This window comes from Rossellomorea vietnamensis (assembly GCF_008180415.1).
GTDB lineage: Bacteria > Bacillota > Bacilli > Bacillales > Bacillaceae_B > Rossellomorea > Rossellomorea vietnamensis_C.
Genome location: NZ_VTEI01000002.1, coordinates 58,087 through 76,518, shown reverse-complemented (window position 1 = coordinate 76,518; position 18,432 = coordinate 58,087). Strand labels below are relative to the sequence as shown.

Annotated in this window: 19 protein-coding genes; 12 read left to right on the top strand and 7 right to left on the bottom strand. The window is 39.6% G+C overall.

What is annotated here, in order from left to right:
• Positions 1 to 6 precede the first annotated feature (6 nt).
• Positions 7 to 486, top strand: a complete 480-nt coding sequence (locus tag FZC78_RS02955; protein WP_148938191.1) for a hypothetical protein — start codon at positions 7 to 9, stop codon at positions 484 to 486.
• A 119-nt stretch (positions 487 to 605) separates the two neighbouring features.
• On the opposite strand, the gene FZC78_RS02950 is transcribed toward FZC78_RS02955, so the two are convergent.
• On the bottom strand, positions 606 to 977 hold the full coding sequence (locus FZC78_RS02950; protein WP_148938190.1) for a VOC family protein: 372 nt from the start codon (positions 975 to 977) through the stop codon (positions 606 to 608).
• Between the two features lie 335 nt (positions 978 to 1,312).
• Between FZC78_RS02950 and FZC78_RS02945 the strand changes: the two genes are divergently transcribed.
• The 3 genes from FZC78_RS02945 to FZC78_RS02930 all read left to right on the top strand — a co-directional run bounded on the left by FZC78_RS02945 (position 1,313) and on the right by FZC78_RS02930 (position 5,029).
• Positions 1,313 to 3,211, top strand: coding sequence for a bifunctional diguanylate cyclase/phosphodiesterase (locus FZC78_RS02945; RefSeq protein ID WP_148938189.1), 1,899 nt, complete (start codon positions 1,313 to 1,315; stop codon positions 3,209 to 3,211).
• 604 nt (positions 3,212 to 3,815) lie between these two features.
• Positions 3,816 to 4,337, top strand: a complete 522-nt coding sequence (locus FZC78_RS02935; RefSeq protein WP_353733557.1) for a redoxin domain-containing protein — start codon at positions 3,816 to 3,818, stop codon at positions 4,335 to 4,337.
• Between the two features lie 248 nt (positions 4,338 to 4,585).
• Positions 4,586 to 5,029, top strand: a complete 444-nt coding sequence (locus tag FZC78_RS02930; protein ID WP_148938186.1) for a DUF4275 family protein — start codon at positions 4,586 to 4,588, stop codon at positions 5,027 to 5,029.
• Between the two features lie 208 nt (positions 5,030 to 5,237).
• Here the strand turns inward: FZC78_RS02930 and FZC78_RS02925 are convergent, their stop codons facing one another.
• Positions 5,238 to 6,326 carry an NAD(P)-dependent alcohol dehydrogenase gene (locus FZC78_RS02925; protein WP_148938185.1) on the bottom strand — a complete coding sequence of 363 codons (1,089 nt, stop codon included), beginning with the start codon at positions 6,324 to 6,326 and terminating at the stop codon, positions 5,238 to 5,240.
• A gap of 290 nt (positions 6,327 to 6,616) precedes the next feature.
• Between FZC78_RS02925 and FZC78_RS02920 the strand changes: the two genes are divergently transcribed.
• Entirely contained in the window at positions 6,617 to 6,958 is a 342-nt protein-coding gene (locus FZC78_RS02920) for a hypothetical protein (RefSeq protein ID WP_148938184.1), read from the top strand.
• 246 nt (positions 6,959 to 7,204) lie between these two features.
• On the opposite strand, the gene FZC78_RS02915 is transcribed toward FZC78_RS02920, so the two are convergent.
• The 3 genes from FZC78_RS02915 to FZC78_RS02905 all read right to left on the bottom strand — a co-directional run bounded on the left by FZC78_RS02915 (position 7,205) and on the right by FZC78_RS02905 (position 9,355).
• Entirely contained in the window at positions 7,205 to 7,735 is a 531-nt protein-coding gene (locus tag FZC78_RS02915; protein WP_148938183.1) for a DUF7310 family coiled-coil domain-containing protein, read from the bottom strand.
• Between the two features lie 161 nt (positions 7,736 to 7,896).
• On the bottom strand, positions 7,897 to 8,652 hold the full coding sequence (locus FZC78_RS02910) for a CPBP family intramembrane glutamic endopeptidase (protein ID WP_148938182.1): 756 nt from the start codon (positions 8,650 to 8,652) through the stop codon (positions 7,897 to 7,899).
• Entirely contained in the window at positions 8,597 to 9,355 is a 759-nt protein-coding gene (locus FZC78_RS02905) for a MerR family transcriptional regulator (RefSeq protein WP_187444777.1), read from the bottom strand. Before FZC78_RS02905 ends, FZC78_RS02910 begins: the two co-directional genes overlap by 56 nt.
• A gap of 523 nt (positions 9,356 to 9,878) precedes the next feature.
• On the opposite strand from FZC78_RS02905, the gene FZC78_RS02900 reads away from it, so the two are divergent.
• The 4 genes from FZC78_RS02900 to FZC78_RS02885 all read left to right on the top strand — a co-directional run bounded on the left by FZC78_RS02900 (position 9,879) and on the right by FZC78_RS02885 (position 13,769).
• Positions 9,879 to 10,430: a sigma-70 family RNA polymerase sigma factor gene (locus FZC78_RS02900; RefSeq protein ID WP_148938180.1), complete on the top strand. Its 552-nt coding sequence runs from the start codon at positions 9,879 to 9,881 to the stop codon at positions 10,428 to 10,430.
• On the top strand, positions 10,423 to 11,094 hold the full coding sequence (locus FZC78_RS02895) for a hypothetical protein (protein ID WP_148938179.1): 672 nt from the start codon (positions 10,423 to 10,425) through the stop codon (positions 11,092 to 11,094). The genes FZC78_RS02900 and FZC78_RS02895 overlap by 8 nt, the downstream gene beginning before the upstream one ends.
• 207 nt (positions 11,095 to 11,301) lie before the next feature.
• Positions 11,302 to 13,227 carry an alpha/beta hydrolase family protein gene (locus FZC78_RS02890; RefSeq protein ID WP_148938178.1) on the top strand — a complete coding sequence of 642 codons (1,926 nt, stop codon included), beginning with the start codon at positions 11,302 to 11,304 and terminating at the stop codon, positions 13,225 to 13,227.
• A gap of 17 nt (positions 13,228 to 13,244) precedes the next feature.
• Positions 13,245 to 13,769 carry a hypothetical protein gene (locus FZC78_RS02885; protein ID WP_252183482.1) on the top strand — a complete coding sequence of 175 codons (525 nt, stop codon included), beginning with the start codon at positions 13,245 to 13,247 and terminating at the stop codon, positions 13,767 to 13,769.
• Between the two features lie 492 nt (positions 13,770 to 14,261).
• Here FZC78_RS02885 and FZC78_RS23445 read toward each other — a convergent pair whose 3' ends face one another.
• Complete coding sequence (locus tag FZC78_RS23445; RefSeq protein WP_187444776.1) at positions 14,262 to 14,408, bottom strand: hypothetical protein; 147 nt, start codon at positions 14,406 to 14,408, stop codon at positions 14,262 to 14,264.
• Between the two features lie 553 nt (positions 14,409 to 14,961).
• Between FZC78_RS23445 and FZC78_RS23440 the strand changes: the two genes are divergently transcribed.
• Positions 14,962 to 15,462: a hypothetical protein gene (locus tag FZC78_RS23440; protein ID WP_187444775.1), complete on the top strand. Its 501-nt coding sequence runs from the start codon at positions 14,962 to 14,964 to the stop codon at positions 15,460 to 15,462.
• Positions 15,463 to 15,758: 296 nt separating this feature from the next.
• On the opposite strand, the gene FZC78_RS02875 is transcribed toward FZC78_RS23440, so the two are convergent.
• Positions 15,759 to 16,280, bottom strand: a complete 522-nt coding sequence (locus FZC78_RS02875; RefSeq protein WP_148938177.1) for a GNAT family N-acetyltransferase — start codon at positions 16,278 to 16,280, stop codon at positions 15,759 to 15,761.
• 461 nt (positions 16,281 to 16,741) lie between these two features.
• On the opposite strand from FZC78_RS02875, the gene mnmH reads away from it, so the two are divergent.
• Complete coding sequence (mnmH, locus tag FZC78_RS02870; protein WP_148938176.1) at positions 16,742 to 17,794, top strand: tRNA 2-selenouridine(34) synthase MnmH; 1,053 nt, start codon at positions 16,742 to 16,744, stop codon at positions 17,792 to 17,794.
• 164 nt (positions 17,795 to 17,958) lie between these two features.
• Positions 17,959 to 18,324, top strand: coding sequence for a hypothetical protein (locus FZC78_RS02865; protein WP_148938175.1), 366 nt, complete (start codon positions 17,959 to 17,961; stop codon positions 18,322 to 18,324).
• The last annotated feature ends 108 nt before the right edge of the window (positions 18,325 to 18,432 follow it).

Sequence of the window (18,432 nt, the reverse complement as noted above, 5' to 3'; positions counted from 1 at the left end):
ATCAATATGTTTGGTTTCCGGAGTAGGAAATTGAAAAAAGACGATTTAAAAGGAATTGCTGCCTTGATGTATCAGGATGTGTCCAAAAATTCATGGGATAGAGAGAACTTGACTAAAAGAAATTTGGATTTCAGCGTAGAGAGTGTCCGCATTATAGACAAGTATGCAGAGAGATTAATGAAGTCGCAGTATGACACCGATTTATTGAATACCTATTTTGATAACTTTGTGACTCGCCTGGGGGCTTATATTGGAGAGGTGATAAGAAGAGATATCAATCAGGATTTTTACTGGTATGAATCAGATTCGGTTGAACGTCATTCTGCCAATTATGTGGTTAGGAACGAAATACAGACGGTTCTCTATTCAAAAAGGAGAGATACTGTGATTGATCCGCTGACAATACTAAACCAATTCTTAAGAGGGAATTCCAGCTATTCTAGTTTAATTCATTATGCAGAGGAAACAATTAAGCGGTATTCATAGAGTTTAAAAGTCAATAAAGCAGGGTGGCCAAGCCTTCCTATTTGTAAAATTAGATACAATCAAAGAAGCTGATAGGAGCACCAGCTTCTTTTACTTGCAGAATTTTTATGTAAGTGTACTCAACGGTGCTGGTCAATCAAAATATGATTTCCATCCGGATCTTCAATCGTTAAGTATGCTGGCCCTTCTTCTCCACCATCTACCTCTTTTATAATGGTAACATCCTTTTCTTTCAGCTGTTTCTGCAATTCCCTTACATCTGTAAAAGATTCAAGATTTTCTCCATTCCCATTCCACCCAGGATTGAAGGTAAGAATGTTCTTATCAAACATTCCCTGAAATAAACCAATGACACAATTCTCATTCTTCATGATGAGATAATAGTGTTGAAGCTCGCCCCCTATAACAGTGAACCCCAGTTTCTCGTAAAATGATTTGGATGCGTGGATATCTTTTACGGTCAAACTTACTGAAAATGCTCCTAGTTTCATGCCGGTTGCCTCCTAAATGAAATAGTAGTTTCACTATAAGTATAGAGGACAACCCAACATTTAACACCTCTTAAAAGGAAACTCTTACAAAATAGATCGTTCATTCAATGTTCCAAGAGCACCCTGAGATTGAACTGTTTCTTCAATTTTACTTCTGCTAATTCTTCTAGTCCTTTTGCTTCTTTTTTTTACAATAATTTAATATTTTCTTGTTTATATTTGTGTTCTAATGGATATAGGAAAAATTTCCTATGAGTGAGTGAATCCCGATGAATTTTAGAGATTTATGTAACAGAAAAATAGACGCCCATACATAAAGAACTGAGGTGATCTCCATGATGCTGGATGAGAGTAAAGTGAGGAAGCTGGAACGTGACCTTGTTTTCTTTTTTATTGTTCTTATCACATTTTGTAAATCGTTTGCCGTAGCAGCGTTTCATTATTACGGAAATCAAGCCTATTACTACGTGATTTTTGACACGGTTCTCTTTGCCTTTCCTATTATTTATTTTTCCATAAAATATAAGGCAATGGATAAGCAAAATGATGAGATTAACAAGAAAATGGAGCACTATACTCAAATTGTCGATAATACCAGTGCTGCACTTTGGTCGTACGATATACATACAAAGCAATTCTACTTCTCCAAGGGAGTAAGTAAGTTATTTGGATACAAACATAATTACCTCTCCTATGATCCTGAAAAAAGGTGGATTGACGCTGTTCATCCCAGAGATCTATCGATTGTTGGAGAGTTAATGGAAGATGTGGCGATCGGGCTGGATACTTCCAAAGAGTTCCGGATTATTCTGCCTAACAAAGAGGTCAAGTGGATCCAGATGACAGGGAGCCCTTATTACAGCCGTATCGGAATGTTAGATAAGGTAACTGGGGTTGTAATTGAGATTACTGAACAAATTAAGTATAAGGAAAAGTTTCAGTATCTGGCTCATCATGATCCTTTGACGGGGCTGCCCAATAGGACTTATTTAAAGAATCACTTAATTCTGGAAGAGAAGAATCTTCCTTTTTCGCTTCTTTTTATTGATCTAGACCGTTTTAAAATCGTCAACGATACACAAGGCCATGAATTTGGGGACTTATTATTGATCGAGGTTTCTAAGCGCTTTAAGCAGTGTATTTATGGAAAAGACAGCTTGATCCGGTATGGAGGAGATGAATTTATCATCATCCTCGATAATGCCGACAAAGAGGAAACCATTGAGATTTGCAAGAAGATTATCCATGAATTCAGAGAACCATTTATCATTAAAGGTTTAGAGTTTTTTAGTTCGCCAAGCATCGGGATCGGATTGTATCCCCTTGACGGAAAGAGCATGGAAGAGATTATTCAGGCAGCGGATACAGCCATGTATCACGCAAAGGAAAACGGAAGAAATAATTATAAATTCTTTAAATCGTCTCTTAATGAAGTGAACCGGCGAAAGCTTCAGCTGGAGAACCGCATGAGAAGAGGACTGGAGAATAAAGAATTCTATGTTCAATATCAGCCAAAAGTGAGGCTGTCCGATGATAAAGTGGTCGGGATGGAAGCGTTGATGAGATGGAGTAGCTCAGAACTCGGTGAAATATCTCCTGTTGAATTTATCCCGCTTGCAGAAGAATTAGGCATTATCGTAGAAATGGGAGAATGGATTCTGCAAGAAGCTGCAGCTCAATGTAAACAGTGGCAGGAAGAAGGGCTCACTGAATTGACCGTATCTGTGAATATATCGCCTGTCCAGTTTAAAGATCAAAAGTTTGTCACACGAGTGCTGCACGTCTTGCAGCAAACAGGCCTGCAGCCGGAGTATCTGGAAATAGAACTAACAGAAAGCATCATGCAGGATATCGAAAATGCCAAATTTGTATTAGAGTGCCTGCAGGAAATCGGCGTCAAAGTAGCCATCGATGATTTCGGTACAGGATACTCCTCTTTGAACTACCTAAGACATCTGCCGATCAACACGTTAAAAATCGATAAATCCTTCATCCACGGCATCAACACGAAAGAAGATGAAGAATCTATCGTCAAAACCATTGTCTATATGGGACACAACATGAAGTTTGAAGTAGTTGCCGAAGGAATTGAAAACGCGTCGCAGCTTCGTTTCCTGCAAGACCTGAACTGTGAAATCGGACAAGGTTTTTATTTCAGCAAGCCGTTAACGTATGAAGATTTTGTACAAAGATATGTTGCAAATCCGTCTGAAGGCACCTTAATAAAAGGCTGAAGATTCACAAAGTAAACTTCAGCTTCTTTCTGTTTTCTATAATGTTGAAGGGTGTATATCTTCTTCAAAAAATGGCAGTTTTCGCAAAGATTGTGGCTGCATAAAACGAAATGGATTACCGCTCCAGGCGCACGACTCCGCGGGGCGGGCGGTGAGCCTCCTCGGCTGCGCCTGCGGGGTCTCACCTGTCCCGCTAGTCCCGCAGGAGATCGTACGCCTTCCACTTCAATCCTCCTACGAACAGGGGAGTGAAGATAAAATCGAATTTCAAATCAGAAATTAATAAGAAAACGCCTATAAAATAGACTGTTTTCGCATCATTTTTGCTTTCGGCAGTATAACCCTCCGGACACTAAGAGTTATCTCTCTAAACGGGGAGGAGCTCATTTCTTTAGGCTTAGCAGAATATATAGCCGTTTCCTTACGAAGTTAATATAAAATAGTAACAAAGTTTACGAAAAGAGCCTCATAAATAGGTTATCCGGAGAGAAATCATCTACTCTTAATATTTAATGTACATATCTGTTGTAAGCCTGAGGGGCAAGTGACAATCATTCTATAAGAAGAAACATTAAAAAGTTTTATATTCTCAAGTCAGGGAAGAATGAAGATAAGAAGGTTTCTATTGCAGAACCGCACTATAAAGGAGGGAAACCACATGGAACTTAAGGTGGGTGATAAAGCTCCCGATTTTAAACTCTCTTCTACTAGAAAAGAGAAGATTTCCTTATCGGACTATGAAGGAAAGAAAAATGTCCTTCTGGCCTATTATCCGCTAAATTTCACCCCTGGCTGAATTACGGAATTATCCTCTTGGAAAGAGGACTACGAGGAAATAAAGAGTACAGATACAGAAATTCTGGCAATTGGCGTCGATCACATTTTTTCACATAATGTGTTTGAGGCAAGCCTTGGAACCCTGCCATATCCGTTGTTGTCAGACTGGCATAAAGAAACAGTGAAGAAGTATGGAGTGTTCCATGAAAAAGATGAAGTGGCGATTCGTTCTTGTTTCCTAATCGACAAGAAGGGTGAAATCGTCTATAAAGATGTGGACTTTAATCCGAGAGATCAAAAGGTATACGAGGGCTTGCTGAAAGAATGCGGGAAGTTATCGGTGAAATAGGTGACTGTCCTTCCGGCAAGTATTTAGTTGCAGAGATGCAGATGTATAGATAAAGGCTGAAGATCTTTAAGTGATCTTCAGTTTTTTTGTATAGTTTTATTACAATTAAATTGAAACTTTCTCTCCAACTCATTCGTCTTACAGAAGAATTAATCACATTGCCAGGTATAGTTAAGTTAACGGAAAAAGAAGGTTATACCTAAACCACTCAAAGAAATGCACATTTACATATTACCCAGAGGTGTAAAATGAATATAATCGATAGGCTGAAAAGGAAAAAAATACAAGTGACTGAAATACCAAAATGGGGACCTTACTTGAGAAAAGAGTGGGAAAATAGCTTTGCCAATCACCTTACCAAACAAGAAAAAGCAGGTATCCATCTCTTTGATAAAGGAGGGTCAAGCGGTCATTTATGGCATGTTTTCAGTTACAATACGTTGGAATGCCTGGAGGGTGAAAAAGCTGAAGAGGCATTTAACTATGAAGCGAAAAAAGAATGCTTTGTTTTCTTCCAACATGAGGATGATGCGTTACTGGTTGAAAACGCGTTATTGTTTCACACGGATGACTTGTTTGATGAAGAAGATACAGATATGTATATAGTAGACAAACATTTTCACTGGACTTTTGCAGTTACACATGAAACCGGTCTGTGCGGTCCATATTTTACTCGAATAAAAGAGAGTTAAAGCGGAGGCGATCACAAATGCAAGAAGATATCGCAGGTCTTGCTGAGGAATTTGCAAAGTATGCGATTAAATTTGACTGAATTACCTGGTATAAAGAAATTGGATTAATGTATGAGGGAATGAGATTTTAATTGGGGCTAATTCTCCCCCAATATATTAACTAAAAAAGGCATGGGATCAACCCATGCCTTTTTCCGCAGTATCCTTCTTATCCCAACCGCAATATCGGTTTAATCGCATTTCCATTTTTGGACTCTTCAAAAGCTTCATTGATTTGTTCGAACTCAAAGAACTTCACTAATTTATCGAATGGAAAGCGTCCTTCTTTGTAATACTCGACAAGCTGAGGAATGAATACTCGTGGAACCGAGTCTCCCTCGATAACGCCCATCATGGTTTTGCCTTCTGCCATGATGTCATTGTGGACATCGATATTCATTTCAGGAGTTACGCCGACTATAGCCGCTTTTCCTAGTGGACGCATCGCTTGCAAGCATTGTCGGACGACGGGAGGAACCCCGGTTGTATCAATGGCATAGTTTGTACCTCCGTTGGTGATCGCCTTGATTTCTTTCACAACGTCTACTTGAGAACCATTCAGAGTGTGAGTGGCTCCTAGTTCTTTTGCTAATTCGAGACGGCTGTCGTGTATATCAACAACAATTATATGTTTGCAGCCTGTTATTTTTGCTGCCATAATGGCACTCAACCCTACAGCACCCGCTCCGTAGATGGCGATAGTTGAACCAAATTCAGGTTTCAGGGTGTTCAATACGGTCCCGGCACCTGTTTGGATACCGCAGCCAAGCGGTCCTAATAAAGCAAGATCTACATCTTTATCCACTTTTACTATATTTCGCTCATGAGCAATGGCAAAGGTCCCAAATGATGATTGGCCAAAGAAGGTAGATAATTCCTGGCCGTCCTGGCTTAAGCGGTGTGTGTGGTCATCGGCAACACCACCGAAGTTCAGATCATTGAATGTTTCACAAACAGCGGGATGGCCTGTTAAACAGTTCTGGCAGTGGCCGCAGTGTGCAAAAGAAAGGACAACGTGATCGCCTTCTTCAAGGGTGTTCACTCCTTGTCCCACCTTCTCCACAATTCCTGCTCCTTCATGTCCTAAAACAGCAGGAAGAGGGGCAATGGCTGCATCACGCGCCACTGCGTCTGTATGGCAGACACCGGCGGCAACGATCTTCACCAAAACTTCATTAGCCTTAGGTTCTGCTAATTCGACTTCTTCAATTTTAAAATCCTGTCCTTGTCCGTGGGTAACCGCTGCTTTAATTTTCATAAACAATGCACTCCTTATAACTAAAATCATTTCTACTTATAGTTTCTCGTTATAAAAAAATCATACTACTGCCTTTTTGGGCCTTCAAATGAAATGCTTAGTTAGTCTCGTTACCTCTTCGATTTTCCAAACGTCTTTCCTGCCTAGAAGAGTATAGACCTCTGCCATTTTAGAAATGCATCCATTTTATCACAATCATTGGGCAGGAAGGTGTTATAGGAAAGAGCAAAGAGGGAAAATAAGTAAGAAGAAACCAACATGAGAGGACTTAATGATCAGGAGGAACGCTTATGCAAACCAATGGTATAGTCAGAAGCTACATGCAGCAGGTGATGAGCAGTGAAGACTTCTTGAAGTACGTCGCTGGCATAATGGAAAACCAGCTGCATGAGTGGGATGTAAACTATGAAGTATTTGTGATGAAATGGCCGGATTATGAAATGGTCGTAAAAAATGGAGAAAAATACTATCATGCCGAACTCTCTGTTCAAGACTTGGAAGTTCTGCACCTCAAGGGACTGTTCGAACTCGACAAAAGACTATGGATAGATTTAATGGAAAAGGTGCTTCCTTTTGGGGATGACTACGGAAACTACTTGAGTACCGTTTTCCACGGAGCACATAAAGCGTAGCAATAAGTCACATATATGAAAGAATCTATCAAAAAAGCCATCGACTGGAGATGGCTTTTTGTAATCGAAAAATGAGAAGATATTATTGAATGGGGGAGTGCTTGAAAAGTAGTACGTAAAGGGCACCGACGTTTCACGTAAACAAACAGAGAGCTGCTTGAAAAAAATAAGCCGGGTAAAGAATTTGCGGGATAACTTTTTTGCTGCTTAGAGCAAGAGGAACCTAAAGAGGCTTTGTGGTGGAATTTAAAAAGAATTAAACTTTTTTTTGCTTTTAAGAATAAAAACTTCCTTCTCCAGCTTATTAACCTTAGCTGTCACAAAGTCAACGTCTTCTGATCTTAACGCATTCGTTTGTTCAAACTGATACCCTATTCCATCCAGCTTAGCATCCATTTTTTCAAGGTGGCGATCTACACTATCGAGACGGCCATCTACCTTATTGAGTCGGCGATCTACACTATCGAGACGGCCATCTACCTTATTGAGTCGGCGATCTACACTATCGAGACGGCCATCTACCTTATTGAGTCGGCGATCTACACTATCGAGGCGGCCGTCTACCTTATTGAGTCGGCGATCTACACTATCGAGGCGGCCATCTACACCATCGAGACGTAAATCCAAACCATCAAGGCGGCGGTCTACACCATCAAAGCGATCATTAACATCTTTCTTAAAACTAATCATCTCACCTTTGAAGCTAATAAACTCTTTCTTGACCCCTTTCATCTCCTGGTTCATTTCGGTTAGAAGATTTATTATTTTCTCTTCCATTTTTATCACCTCCTATTAGAGTATACTAAATTTTAGTGAGGGGTGGAAAGTGAAAAGTCTGTAAATATTTGGAGTGAGTTAAATAACTAATACGCTGAATGCACTTCCGGCTTCGATGAAAAATCCATCAAAACTTTCACACCTCTGTTTCAACCATTCTTCTACTTATGGCCAATTTTTTCAAATCCATACCAAACCAGATGGAAAAGCATATGACACAGGACGGCTGCTGTAAGGTCGTTATCCCAGTATAACCAGCCGCACGTCAACCCGACCACCATATTCATCCCTACGGAATAGAAGAGAATGGGTTTGGTGACAGAGATCTTCATCTGATAGACCGCAGGGAGGTGGGCTAGTGCAAATAAGATACTTGCTAAGAGATTGGCAATCCAAACAGAGAGTAAAGGTTGGTCGGTTACGAAATTTCCAGCCCAGACAAAGAAGCTCATAAGGCCGAAACGAAAGATCACTTCTTCCACAATTCCCCCATACAAACAACGTGTCGAGATCCACACCTGCTGCCTTGTTTTTTCCAATTTCTCGAAGATTTCTGCTGTCGTTTTCTTTTTGAAAAAGAGGTAGTAGACAGCAACATTGAAAAGGGCACACAGCAGACCAAGCAGCAGGGAAAGTCCATCAACCCCTTGTATGAAAACCGGTGAATGAAAACCCGCTCGTTTATAGAAAAACAAGCCTAACGCTGCAAAGGGGAAGGCCAGGATCATGTGATTGACCAAGCGAAGGTAAAAGGGAGGAGGTTCGATTTCCGGAACTGCTTCCTTATATAACCCTTTTTCATTTAGTGCCATTAACAGGATTCCAGGCAGCATCAAAGCAGCCACAATTACCCATAGGTCATCATTTATCTGCTTCCTCCTTGATCCCGGCATTTTCAAGATAAACTTTAATTGCATTTCTAAGCCATTCCTGCTCAGATGAATCCAGCGGCAAAGGAAAGGCTGGATCTTCTGTGGCAATTTTCGAACCCTTTGTCCTTTGAAAAAAGTCAGGCAGATCCTCACCGACGACCTCCTGCAGCATATCCATCAGCTGTGAGACAAGGTATTGGACATCAGGGGCTCCAGGGTTACTCCCATGCTTGGATTTTAATTTTGAAAGAATCTCGGTAAATTTCTTTTCCAGTTCCTGCTGTCTTTGGGGGTGGATACTGAAGATCTCGTCAATCTTTTCTTCCGTGTAAATGTCTTTCAGCCACTCTTTATGTTCGTCCTGATATTGAATTCCCCGGATCAAGGAGGTGAAAATACTGGCATCAATGGTCTCACTACTTTCCGCCAGATGGATCGAATGGTCCAAAGCCTTCATCACTTTTTGCAATCCGAGCAGTTTTTCTTCAAGAAGCTTTATCTGAAACTGCAGAGTTTCCTTCAAATTCCAGTCTGTCTGCAGAAGCAGCTCTTTCATTTGTTCCAGGGAAAATCCGAGGAACTTTAAGGTCACAATTTTTTGCATAGAGACTAAATGGGATCGATCGTAATATCTTCGTCCGTTATCTTTTCGAAGTGGAATCAAAATGCCAATCTCATCGTAATAATGCAGGGTCCTAATGCTAACACCGGTTAATTTGGCAAACTCGCCCACAGAATAAAGGTCCATGTATATCATCTCCATTTATATTTCTTACCTCTATCATAAAACATCACGTAACGTGAGGTTCAAGTTTTTAAAGATCTTTAAAAGATAAGCAGGGGTATTCTGGAAATTAGAAGAAAAGAAGCAATAATAATATTAAAGCAGTTTAATTAATTGGATTTTCTATTTCTGCTTTAAAATGTAAATATATCTTTTTCCCTTATATATATAAGGATTGGAGCGGAAGGCGTCCGACCTCCTGCGGGACTAGCGGGACAGGTGAGACCCCATAGGCAAAGCCCAGGAGGCTCAACGCCCGCCCCGCGTAGTCGTACGCCTGGAGCGGAAATCCATTTCTTTTAAACAACCATAACCTTTGCAGAAAAAGACTTTTAAAAATAATTTATAGTGAATCACACAATAACATGGCATAGAAGAATTTACTGAAGCAGAGAAATATTTATAAGAATTTTTTCGCCAAAAAAGCAACCTTATCAAGCCGGCATCCGTCTTATGTATACAGAAAAGCTCAAAGAAGGTGACATACTTGGCAATAGAACGACCCAGAGACTTAGAGAAAGCCGAAAGAGATCAGCTCCTCAATCAAGCCATGAACCTGTATGGAAATGAGGTTTACTATATCGTATTTTCTTATGTGAAGGATCACAGCTTGGCCGAAGATCTCACTCAAGAGGTATTTATTAAATGCTATAACAAAATGGATACGTTTAGAGAAGATTCCGCCTTGAAGAGCTGGATCATCAGTATTGCGATTAATCATTGCAAGGATTATTTAAGAAGCTGGAACAACAGGATGGTAAGTATCACTAATAAGATTAATGACATGGTAAAAGGGACACTAGGAACGCCAGAAGAAACGGTCATACATAATGAAACCAATCATGAACTCATTAGCACGGTTTTATCTCTTCCGATTAAATACAGAGAGGTCATCTTCCTGCATTACTTCGAGGAAATGAAACTGGATGAAATTTGTGAAGTACTTCACGTCAACATAAATACTGTCAAATCGCGGCTGGCCAGAGGACGAAAAAAGATTGAATCCTTAATTAAAGATGAGGTGTATAACAATGGATGAACTGAAAAATCTTCGAACCATGATGAAGGCGGACACATTTAGAAATCATGGATTCACCAGCAGGATGAAGAACAACATTGTTAATCAAATCAACTCTAAAGAGACTCTTAGCACAAAAAAGAGAATTAAGTTCGCTCCCGTTCTGTCTTCCATTTTTGCAGTTGCAAGTATTTCAGTAGCAGCCTACTACGGTGGTTCAGAATTAGGAATCATTGAAAACCATTCTGCCGAAACAAGCATTCACTATTACAACATTAATATAGAAAAACCGTCTTTTTTAGGAGACGAGTTTAAATTCCCAGCAAAAGTGCCTTTTAAGGTTTCAGATGTTAAAACCAGAACCAGAGAAAGCCCTGTCGGTATGATGTACACCGTTACCTTAATCGGAGAGAAGAAAGAAACCCTTCGACTTTTTTTTCAATCCATGAATGATAATATTGAAAATCTAACTTTTGCCGGAGAACAAGTTAAAGAAGGAAAGTTTGAAGGGTACTATTCTCAAGATCAATCAGTTGAAGTTAATAATGATTTCAAATTTAAAACTAGCAGTATGGTGTGGTTAGAGGAAGAACAAAAGATGTATAGCTTACATTATAAACCGGGTGAATCGGGGCAAATGTTATACAAAGAAGAACTGGTGAAAATAGCCCAATCGTTTAGATGAAGTTTTATGAAAATGATTATGTGGTTAACCCGCGTAATCATTTTTTTGTCTTCCTTTTAAAAAAAGCCAAGAGCATCCATCTGGAAAACAGAAAATCTATGATAGCACCTTAATGAAAATATTGGTAACATAATAATGGATATTGTTAGAATTTTCATGCAAAATGAGTGCCTCTAAATTATGAATCCAAGAGTAGGAGAATAATGTATGACCAGCAAAGAAAACAAATATCTCAATATAGAAAAACTGTTATCCATACCTACCTTATCATACGTAAATATCAGCGAAGATGGTGAAAAAGCTGCGTTCGTCAAAACGACAGCTGACTGGAAAGGCAATCTGTATCGAAATCACATATGGATATTTGAAAATAATAAGGGAGAATGCTATGCACTAAGCAATATAGAAGGTACATCTCCTATATGGTCTCCAGATTCAAAGAGTCTTGCCTACCTTAGCGAAGTCGGTGGGAAGAATCAAATCTTCATTCAGTCATTAAATGGGGATAGCAGAACACAAGTAACCGATGCGAATGAAGGAATAAGTACATTCAAATGGGACCCTCCTGGAAATGGAATTTATTTTACTTCACGGGAAAAAGAATCAGAGACAATAACGAAGCGCAAGGCGATCTATGGGAACTTTCATCATGCAGGCAAGGAATACCAGAATCATATTTTATCCTATATTGAAATTGGTACGTCCAGGTCAAACAGCACAGTCTATCAACTGACGGACGCTAAAGATTTTCATGTGCAGGAATTTGATATTTCTAAAGATGGGAAAAAAATTGCATTCATCGCTAAACCAAGCCCGGAAGCCCAGGATGATCCAAACAGGGACCTATACATAGCAGACCGTGAATCTGGAAAGTTACAAAAGATAAACTGTAAAAAGCTGTTGGGAGGGAGCGTTTGCTTTTCTCCGGATGCCGGCAAAATTTGCTATACAGCCAGCTTGAAAGAGAAGGAGTTTTATAAAAACCAAATTCAAGACAGCACAATCGAAATTTATGATTTTGAAAGCGGTAAATACCTTCAGCCTTTACATGATTTTGATAGTACGGTTACTCCCATCCGATGGACATCCAAAGGCATTTTAATAGGATGGCATTATAAAACGAATTACCTTATTGGCCTTTTATCTGAAAACGGCACAGTGGAAAAAATCAATACAGATGGCGTGATAAGTGAAGCTTCTATTACAAGAGATGGAAATCATTTAGCTTATACGAAGGCCGCAACCAACGAAACCTTTGAAGTCTATTTAGACGATAGGAAGATAACGAATGAAAACAGTATTTTCAAAGGTAATCTAAGGAGTAACAGAGAGATCATCTCATGGAAAAACAGTGATGATGTTGAAATTGAAGGAGTTTTTACAACTCCGGCAGATTTTGATGCTTCTAAAAAATATCCTTTGCTGGTGCTCGTCCATGGCGGCCCAGGGTGGGCATCCTTTCCGATCCATTCAGGCTGCTTTAATGACAAATATCCGGTTGAGGCGTTTGTACAGAAGGGCTTTATCGTTCTGGAACCCAACTACAGAGGCAGCACGGGGTATGGAAATGACTTTTACAAAGCCAACTATCGTAATTTCGGAATCGGTGACTACGATGATGCGATATCCGGAGTGGATTTGCTGGTCGGCAAGGGGATAGCCGATAGAGATCGAGTTGGGGTGATGGGATGGAGCCAGGGAGGATTTATCGCCGCCTTCTGTTCAATATACAGCGATCGTTTCAAGGCAGCATCAGTTGGTGGAGCTATAACGAATTTGAGAAATCATTATGTTAATACAGATATCCCTTACTTTTTCAGGATGTATCTAGGAAGTACTCCTTGGGATGATCCAGAGATTTACAGTAAAGCCTCGCCTATGACTTATATAAAATCGGCAAGCACCCCCACGTTGATTCAGCATGGAGAAATGGATGCAAGGGTGCCGATTACCAATGCCTATGATCTATATAGAGGGCTAAGGGATATGAATGTGGAAACAGAACTAGTTGTTTTTAAAGGAATGGCTTATAGTTCCGACCAGCCGGGTATGCATGCGGCGATTATGAAGCAGAATTTGATGTGGTTTTCACATTATATACTCGGAGAGGGCTTGGAAGGTTTTAGGGATTGATAAATGGTAAGGGGGGAATGAAACTGAGGAGTAAAATCAAAGTTCTTTTCAAGATATCAATAGGTTTAAATATACTGCTCATCCTAATCTTAGCCTGGAGAATAGCGAGGGTAAACTTCGTAAGTGAGCAAGTTATTCTTACAGAGGTGCAAGATAATTTAGTAGAACTTGAAGGCTTGATTTCTATTCAGATGGAGAAAAATTGGTTTGAGCCTAACTTGGTCACAACTGAATTAAGTGACGTATTAAACGGCATTTGGCTCGCAATGACTACTGGAAAACAGTTAGGAACGCTATCTGATCGTGACAGGAAAATTCTTGAACGCCTGCATTCCCATTTAAATCAGTATCCTCATGGTGAGTTATACAGATTTGTTGATGTAACCCAAGAGGATAAGCGGAACTTTGAAAAATTAAGGGGAATTCTTCGGGACGTTGGGTTGGGAATCGAAATCACTACTAGCAGTGAGCAGGGTCCTTTCATGCAGCAAGCAGAAGAATTTAATGAAATTCGTAATTCTAGTCCTTTAGGTTTTCCTTAAAATTATTAAGGGGGGCTGAGACCCAAGGTACATATGAAAATCGACTCTATCCAAAAAAATAAGGGAACATTTTTCCGTTAAGCAGCAGAATCGTGCTGGATTCAGAGATATAAGGGAACAAAATTCCCTTATTCAAGGCAAAATAGATTTTTTTCCGTCTTTTCAAAGTGATAGGGGAAATTTGTTCCGCTATTTAAGCTAATTGCAGTGTTCCTTTCGAAATAACGGAACATTTTTCCCTTATCTATCCAAGTTTTACACGTCTTATTTTTATATTAGCTTACGAATTTCCTTTAACAGGCTTAGGGATAGTTGTCTCTCTAAGCTTGTTTGACTTTGAAAAGGTCTTTATGAATTTATTTGTTGATTAGTGCCGTGCTAAACACTTGGCACATCGACAGAAAACCGAATTGTAAACAACTGAATAGTGTCAACTGCCGCGCTGTCTTCAATGTGTGCTGTATTGTTATTAACAGCTCTATTCACTTACTATTAAATATTATCCGTATTAATCCTGGGATACTCCTGCTCAAGATTTGCCGCTGCTTTGGCATTCTCGTTGTGCCGGTCATTTTTATTCTCTTTGTTTAATGCCCCGAATTTTCCGGTGCCCTTGGGAATTTTCTTATTGTCAGCCACGATACCACCTCCTAAAAGTTAATATGCTCCATTTTCTCTTTGGCTAATTAGAATAGTGTTGTATTTCTTACCTTTTGGCAATGGTGGAGGGTTCCGCTATTGCCTCTTTATGTTCAGTTATACTAATAAGGGGTTATATGGTTAAAAATTTGATCAATTATAAAATGATTTTTCTATTACAGCAGGCTCTTCGCTTGCCTGATTTCTAGTATTTTACTTCGGTTACTGATACGGGGAAAGCAGGACCTGTAATTACTACCTGTATTCAACCTGAAATATAAGAATTACCCATGCCGTTTATTCGTCTAATTCCTTGTGACTAAAGGGATTAGACTTTTCCTATAATACTAAATCATTTTGTTTATCATTAGGAGGCGTTAAATGGGAAACGCTTGGCCATTAGTGCTAAGTAATAAATCTGTTCATCAAAAGATATGTCAATTTGTGAAAGACAAACCAAAGAAAAAATGATTATAATTCATTTATTTTTAAAAAGTTTTAGCACGAAGCTGTTATAATAGGATTAGTTTCACAAAAAGAGGAGGGAAGAGTTGTGGAAGATATATTAAAACAAATTCTGGGTGAACTGCAAGGAATTAAAACGGATGTTGGAGACTTAAAGACAGATGTAGGTTCATTAAAAACGGATGTTGGAGACTTAAAGACAGATGTAGGTTCATTAAAAACAGATGTTGGAGACTTAAAGACAGATGTAGGTTCATTAAAAACAGATGTTAGATACTTAAAGACAGATGTAGGAGTCTTAAAGACAGATGTAGGTTCATTAAAAACGGATGTTGGAGACTTAAAGACAGATGTAAGTGTATTAAAAACAGACCTAGGAGATTTAAAGACAGATTTAGGTGAATTAAAAACCGGACAAGCCAGGCTTGAAGATGGACTGAAGAAACTACAAAAAGATTTTATAGAAAGTCTTGGTGAGTATACTGAGAAAATATCTGATCACGTTGATGCTAGAACGGAAGTGTTGAATAAAAGAGTTTATCATGTTGAATCAGATATTGAGTGTTTAAGCAGACAGCCAGGAAGTTAAGTCCATAAACTGTATACTCTTCTAGTTATATTCAGTATCAATCACCTCGCAAGCATCAGTATCATTTCATAAAGAAAACCCCTCATCACTAGAAAACTATCTCTACTGGTTGAAATCTTCTAAAAACAAAGTCCTTTTTTTATCACAAGCTTGCCAGCGTAACATTTCACCTGTCCCGCTTTTTTTCGTAAGAAGAGTATTTTAAAGAAGATGTTCCAAACAAACTAATGGATGGGACGCGGGGCACTGCGTCCCGAATGCTTTTTCCAGAATAACCTGCATTGCCTGAGATAAAGTCAGAAATCCACTCCCCTAACGGAAGGAGATAAGTCCTTCCCAAAAATAATATATTCATAGGGAACATTCGGGAAGAATCCATCACTGAGTTTCATCCATCCCATCTTTCTATAAAACTTGATTCCTGCTTCATTATCCTTTCGTGTTGTCAGCAAAGCTTTAGATTCCGTTCTATTTTTAAGCAATGCATTCACTAGTTCCTTGGCAATTCCCCGCCTTCGGTAACGGGGGTGGATACCTAACTCCGCCAGCTCCATGCAGTTTTCCATCCAGTTACGGTCTCCATTCAACTGCTTTGACAATAAGTCATGATAATACTGCCCCTTACGAGAAGAATACCCATATATAAATCCTGCGAGTCTTTTGTCTATGACAGCGAAATACCCTTCGAAGTTTGGAAATTGAAAATGATGGAGAAATTGCTTCTGCATTTCTAACGGGTCTTCACCGTAAAGGATTGTATACAAGTTGAGCATTTGGATAAAGTACTTACTCTTGCTTGTCATGGGAATTAATTCCATAGCTGCACTCCTTTCAAGGGTGGACGATACGGTTCGGTGAAAAAATGATCATCCTATCTTATGCAGTCAATCTCTGTAGGTACACTTTATTTCCATTGAACATACTCATTGAAGCAGCTAAAAGTCCAGATGTCCTTCAGCTTTTTAGAGTGTGGTGGTCGTCTTCAATACCATCCGTGCAGGCAGTAGGGGAAAAACAGACTATATTGGATCATAGACCGCAAACCGGATAAGCACAGGCTTTTTCGTTTGGTGGTATAATAGATATACTTCGAAAAAAGCGGGATGCTTCCCACAACAGTTTAACTGTAATGGTTATTGATGAGTTTCCCCGGTAAAGAAGGTTTATAGCGGTTTAGATGAGGATCATTTCTGTAAGATTGATAATAGTATTCTCACTAAAATACTTTTAGGAAACAGATTGGGTGATTTTTCTCCCTTAAATAGAAAGGTAGATTATTTTGTTTAAAGATATAAAGATCGATGAACTATTGCAGAACGATAAAAAAGACTGGACGTTAGTGGATGTTCGTTCTCCATCTGAATTCCACGAGATGACAATGCCGGGAAGCATCAATATCCCTGTGTTTGATGATGAAGAGAGAGCAGAAGTGGGCACGCTTTATAAGCAGGTCAGCCCGGAAGCTGCTAAGGAGAGAGGGCTTGAGATTTTCTCTGCCAAGCTGCCAGGATTTATTAAAAAGTTTCAACAAATCGAGGGAGAGATAGCTGTCTTTTGCTGGCGAGGAGGAATGCGGAGTAAAACGGCCGCAACCATGATTGATTTAATGGGGATAAAGGCTTGGCGCCTGCAAGGGGGAGTACGTACCTACCGCCAGTGGGTCTTGGAAAAAATGGAGGGGCTTGAGATTAATGCCGATGCCTACGTGTTGAACGGAGGTACCGGAATAGGGAAAACGACGATCCTAAAACGATTGCAAGAGAAGGGAAAACCTGTCCTGGATCTGGAAGGCCTGGCCGGCCACCGCGGGTCTGTTTTTGGACACATTGGCAGTAGTCCAAACAACCAGAAAAAGTTCGATTCAATGCTCCTGCATGAAATCTCTCAATTGAAATCTTCCCCATTCATTGTCTTTGAAGCAGAAAGCAAGAGGATTGGCAAGGTAACCGTGCCGGAAACGCTGCTTAAGAAAAAAGAGCAGGGAACTCATATTTTTATAGAAATGCCTATGGAACAAAGAGTGCTTCATATTCTTGAAGAGTACAGAATTGAAGGACATCTTGAGGAACTTCGCGATGCTTTTCAAAAAATCAAAAGCCGTATTCACACACCTATCGCCAGAGAACTTCAGACCCATTTGGACCAAGGGGAGTATAAGCCGTTCCTGTCATTGCTTCTGGAGCATTATTATGATCCCAAGTATGGGCATGCCGCCATGCAGTATCCAGAAGATCAAAAAATAACCCTCCATGTAAATAACATTGAAGAAGCCGTAGAAAAGATCATGGGTCTTCTGCCCATAACAACGGAAAATTATCTTCTGAAAAGATAAGAAAGTGCCTGTCAGTGTCCCGAAACGTTGAATAACTCAACGGTGAAGGAATGACAGGTGTTTTTTTGTGTAAAGCCATTGGTACGAATACTGCTGAAAGAAGTGTAACTAAAAAGAGATGCTTTCGTCTAAAGTATAAAGAGAGTGAAGTGAGGTTTCTATTTATGAAAAAAATTAGCTTTCTCTTATCTTTCGTTCTTATATCAATCGTATTAATTGGCTGCCAGCCACAAGCTGAACTCGAAAGACTAGAAAAGATAACGATCTATAAAATGGAGAAAGGTTCAGGAAAGCTTGTTATCGAGGAACCTGACACCATTGAAATGATTACAGAAGCGATTAGTAAAGCCAAAAAGCAACCTGGAATTGTTGATATGGCAGACCCTCAATTCAAAATCGTACATGGGAAGGAGACGTATTTCCTTTGGATTAGTGAAAAATCTGGAACGATCATGAACGCTGAAGATACACATACCATTTATAGTCTAAATGACTACACAATCAAACAAGTCAATGCACTCTTGAACTAAATTGGGCCATTCTATTCAGCAATGTTAATTAGAATTGTTGATAAATGGCCATAAAACAGGGACACAGTTAGATTGGGGTCACTGTTTATAATCCTTATTGAAGATAAG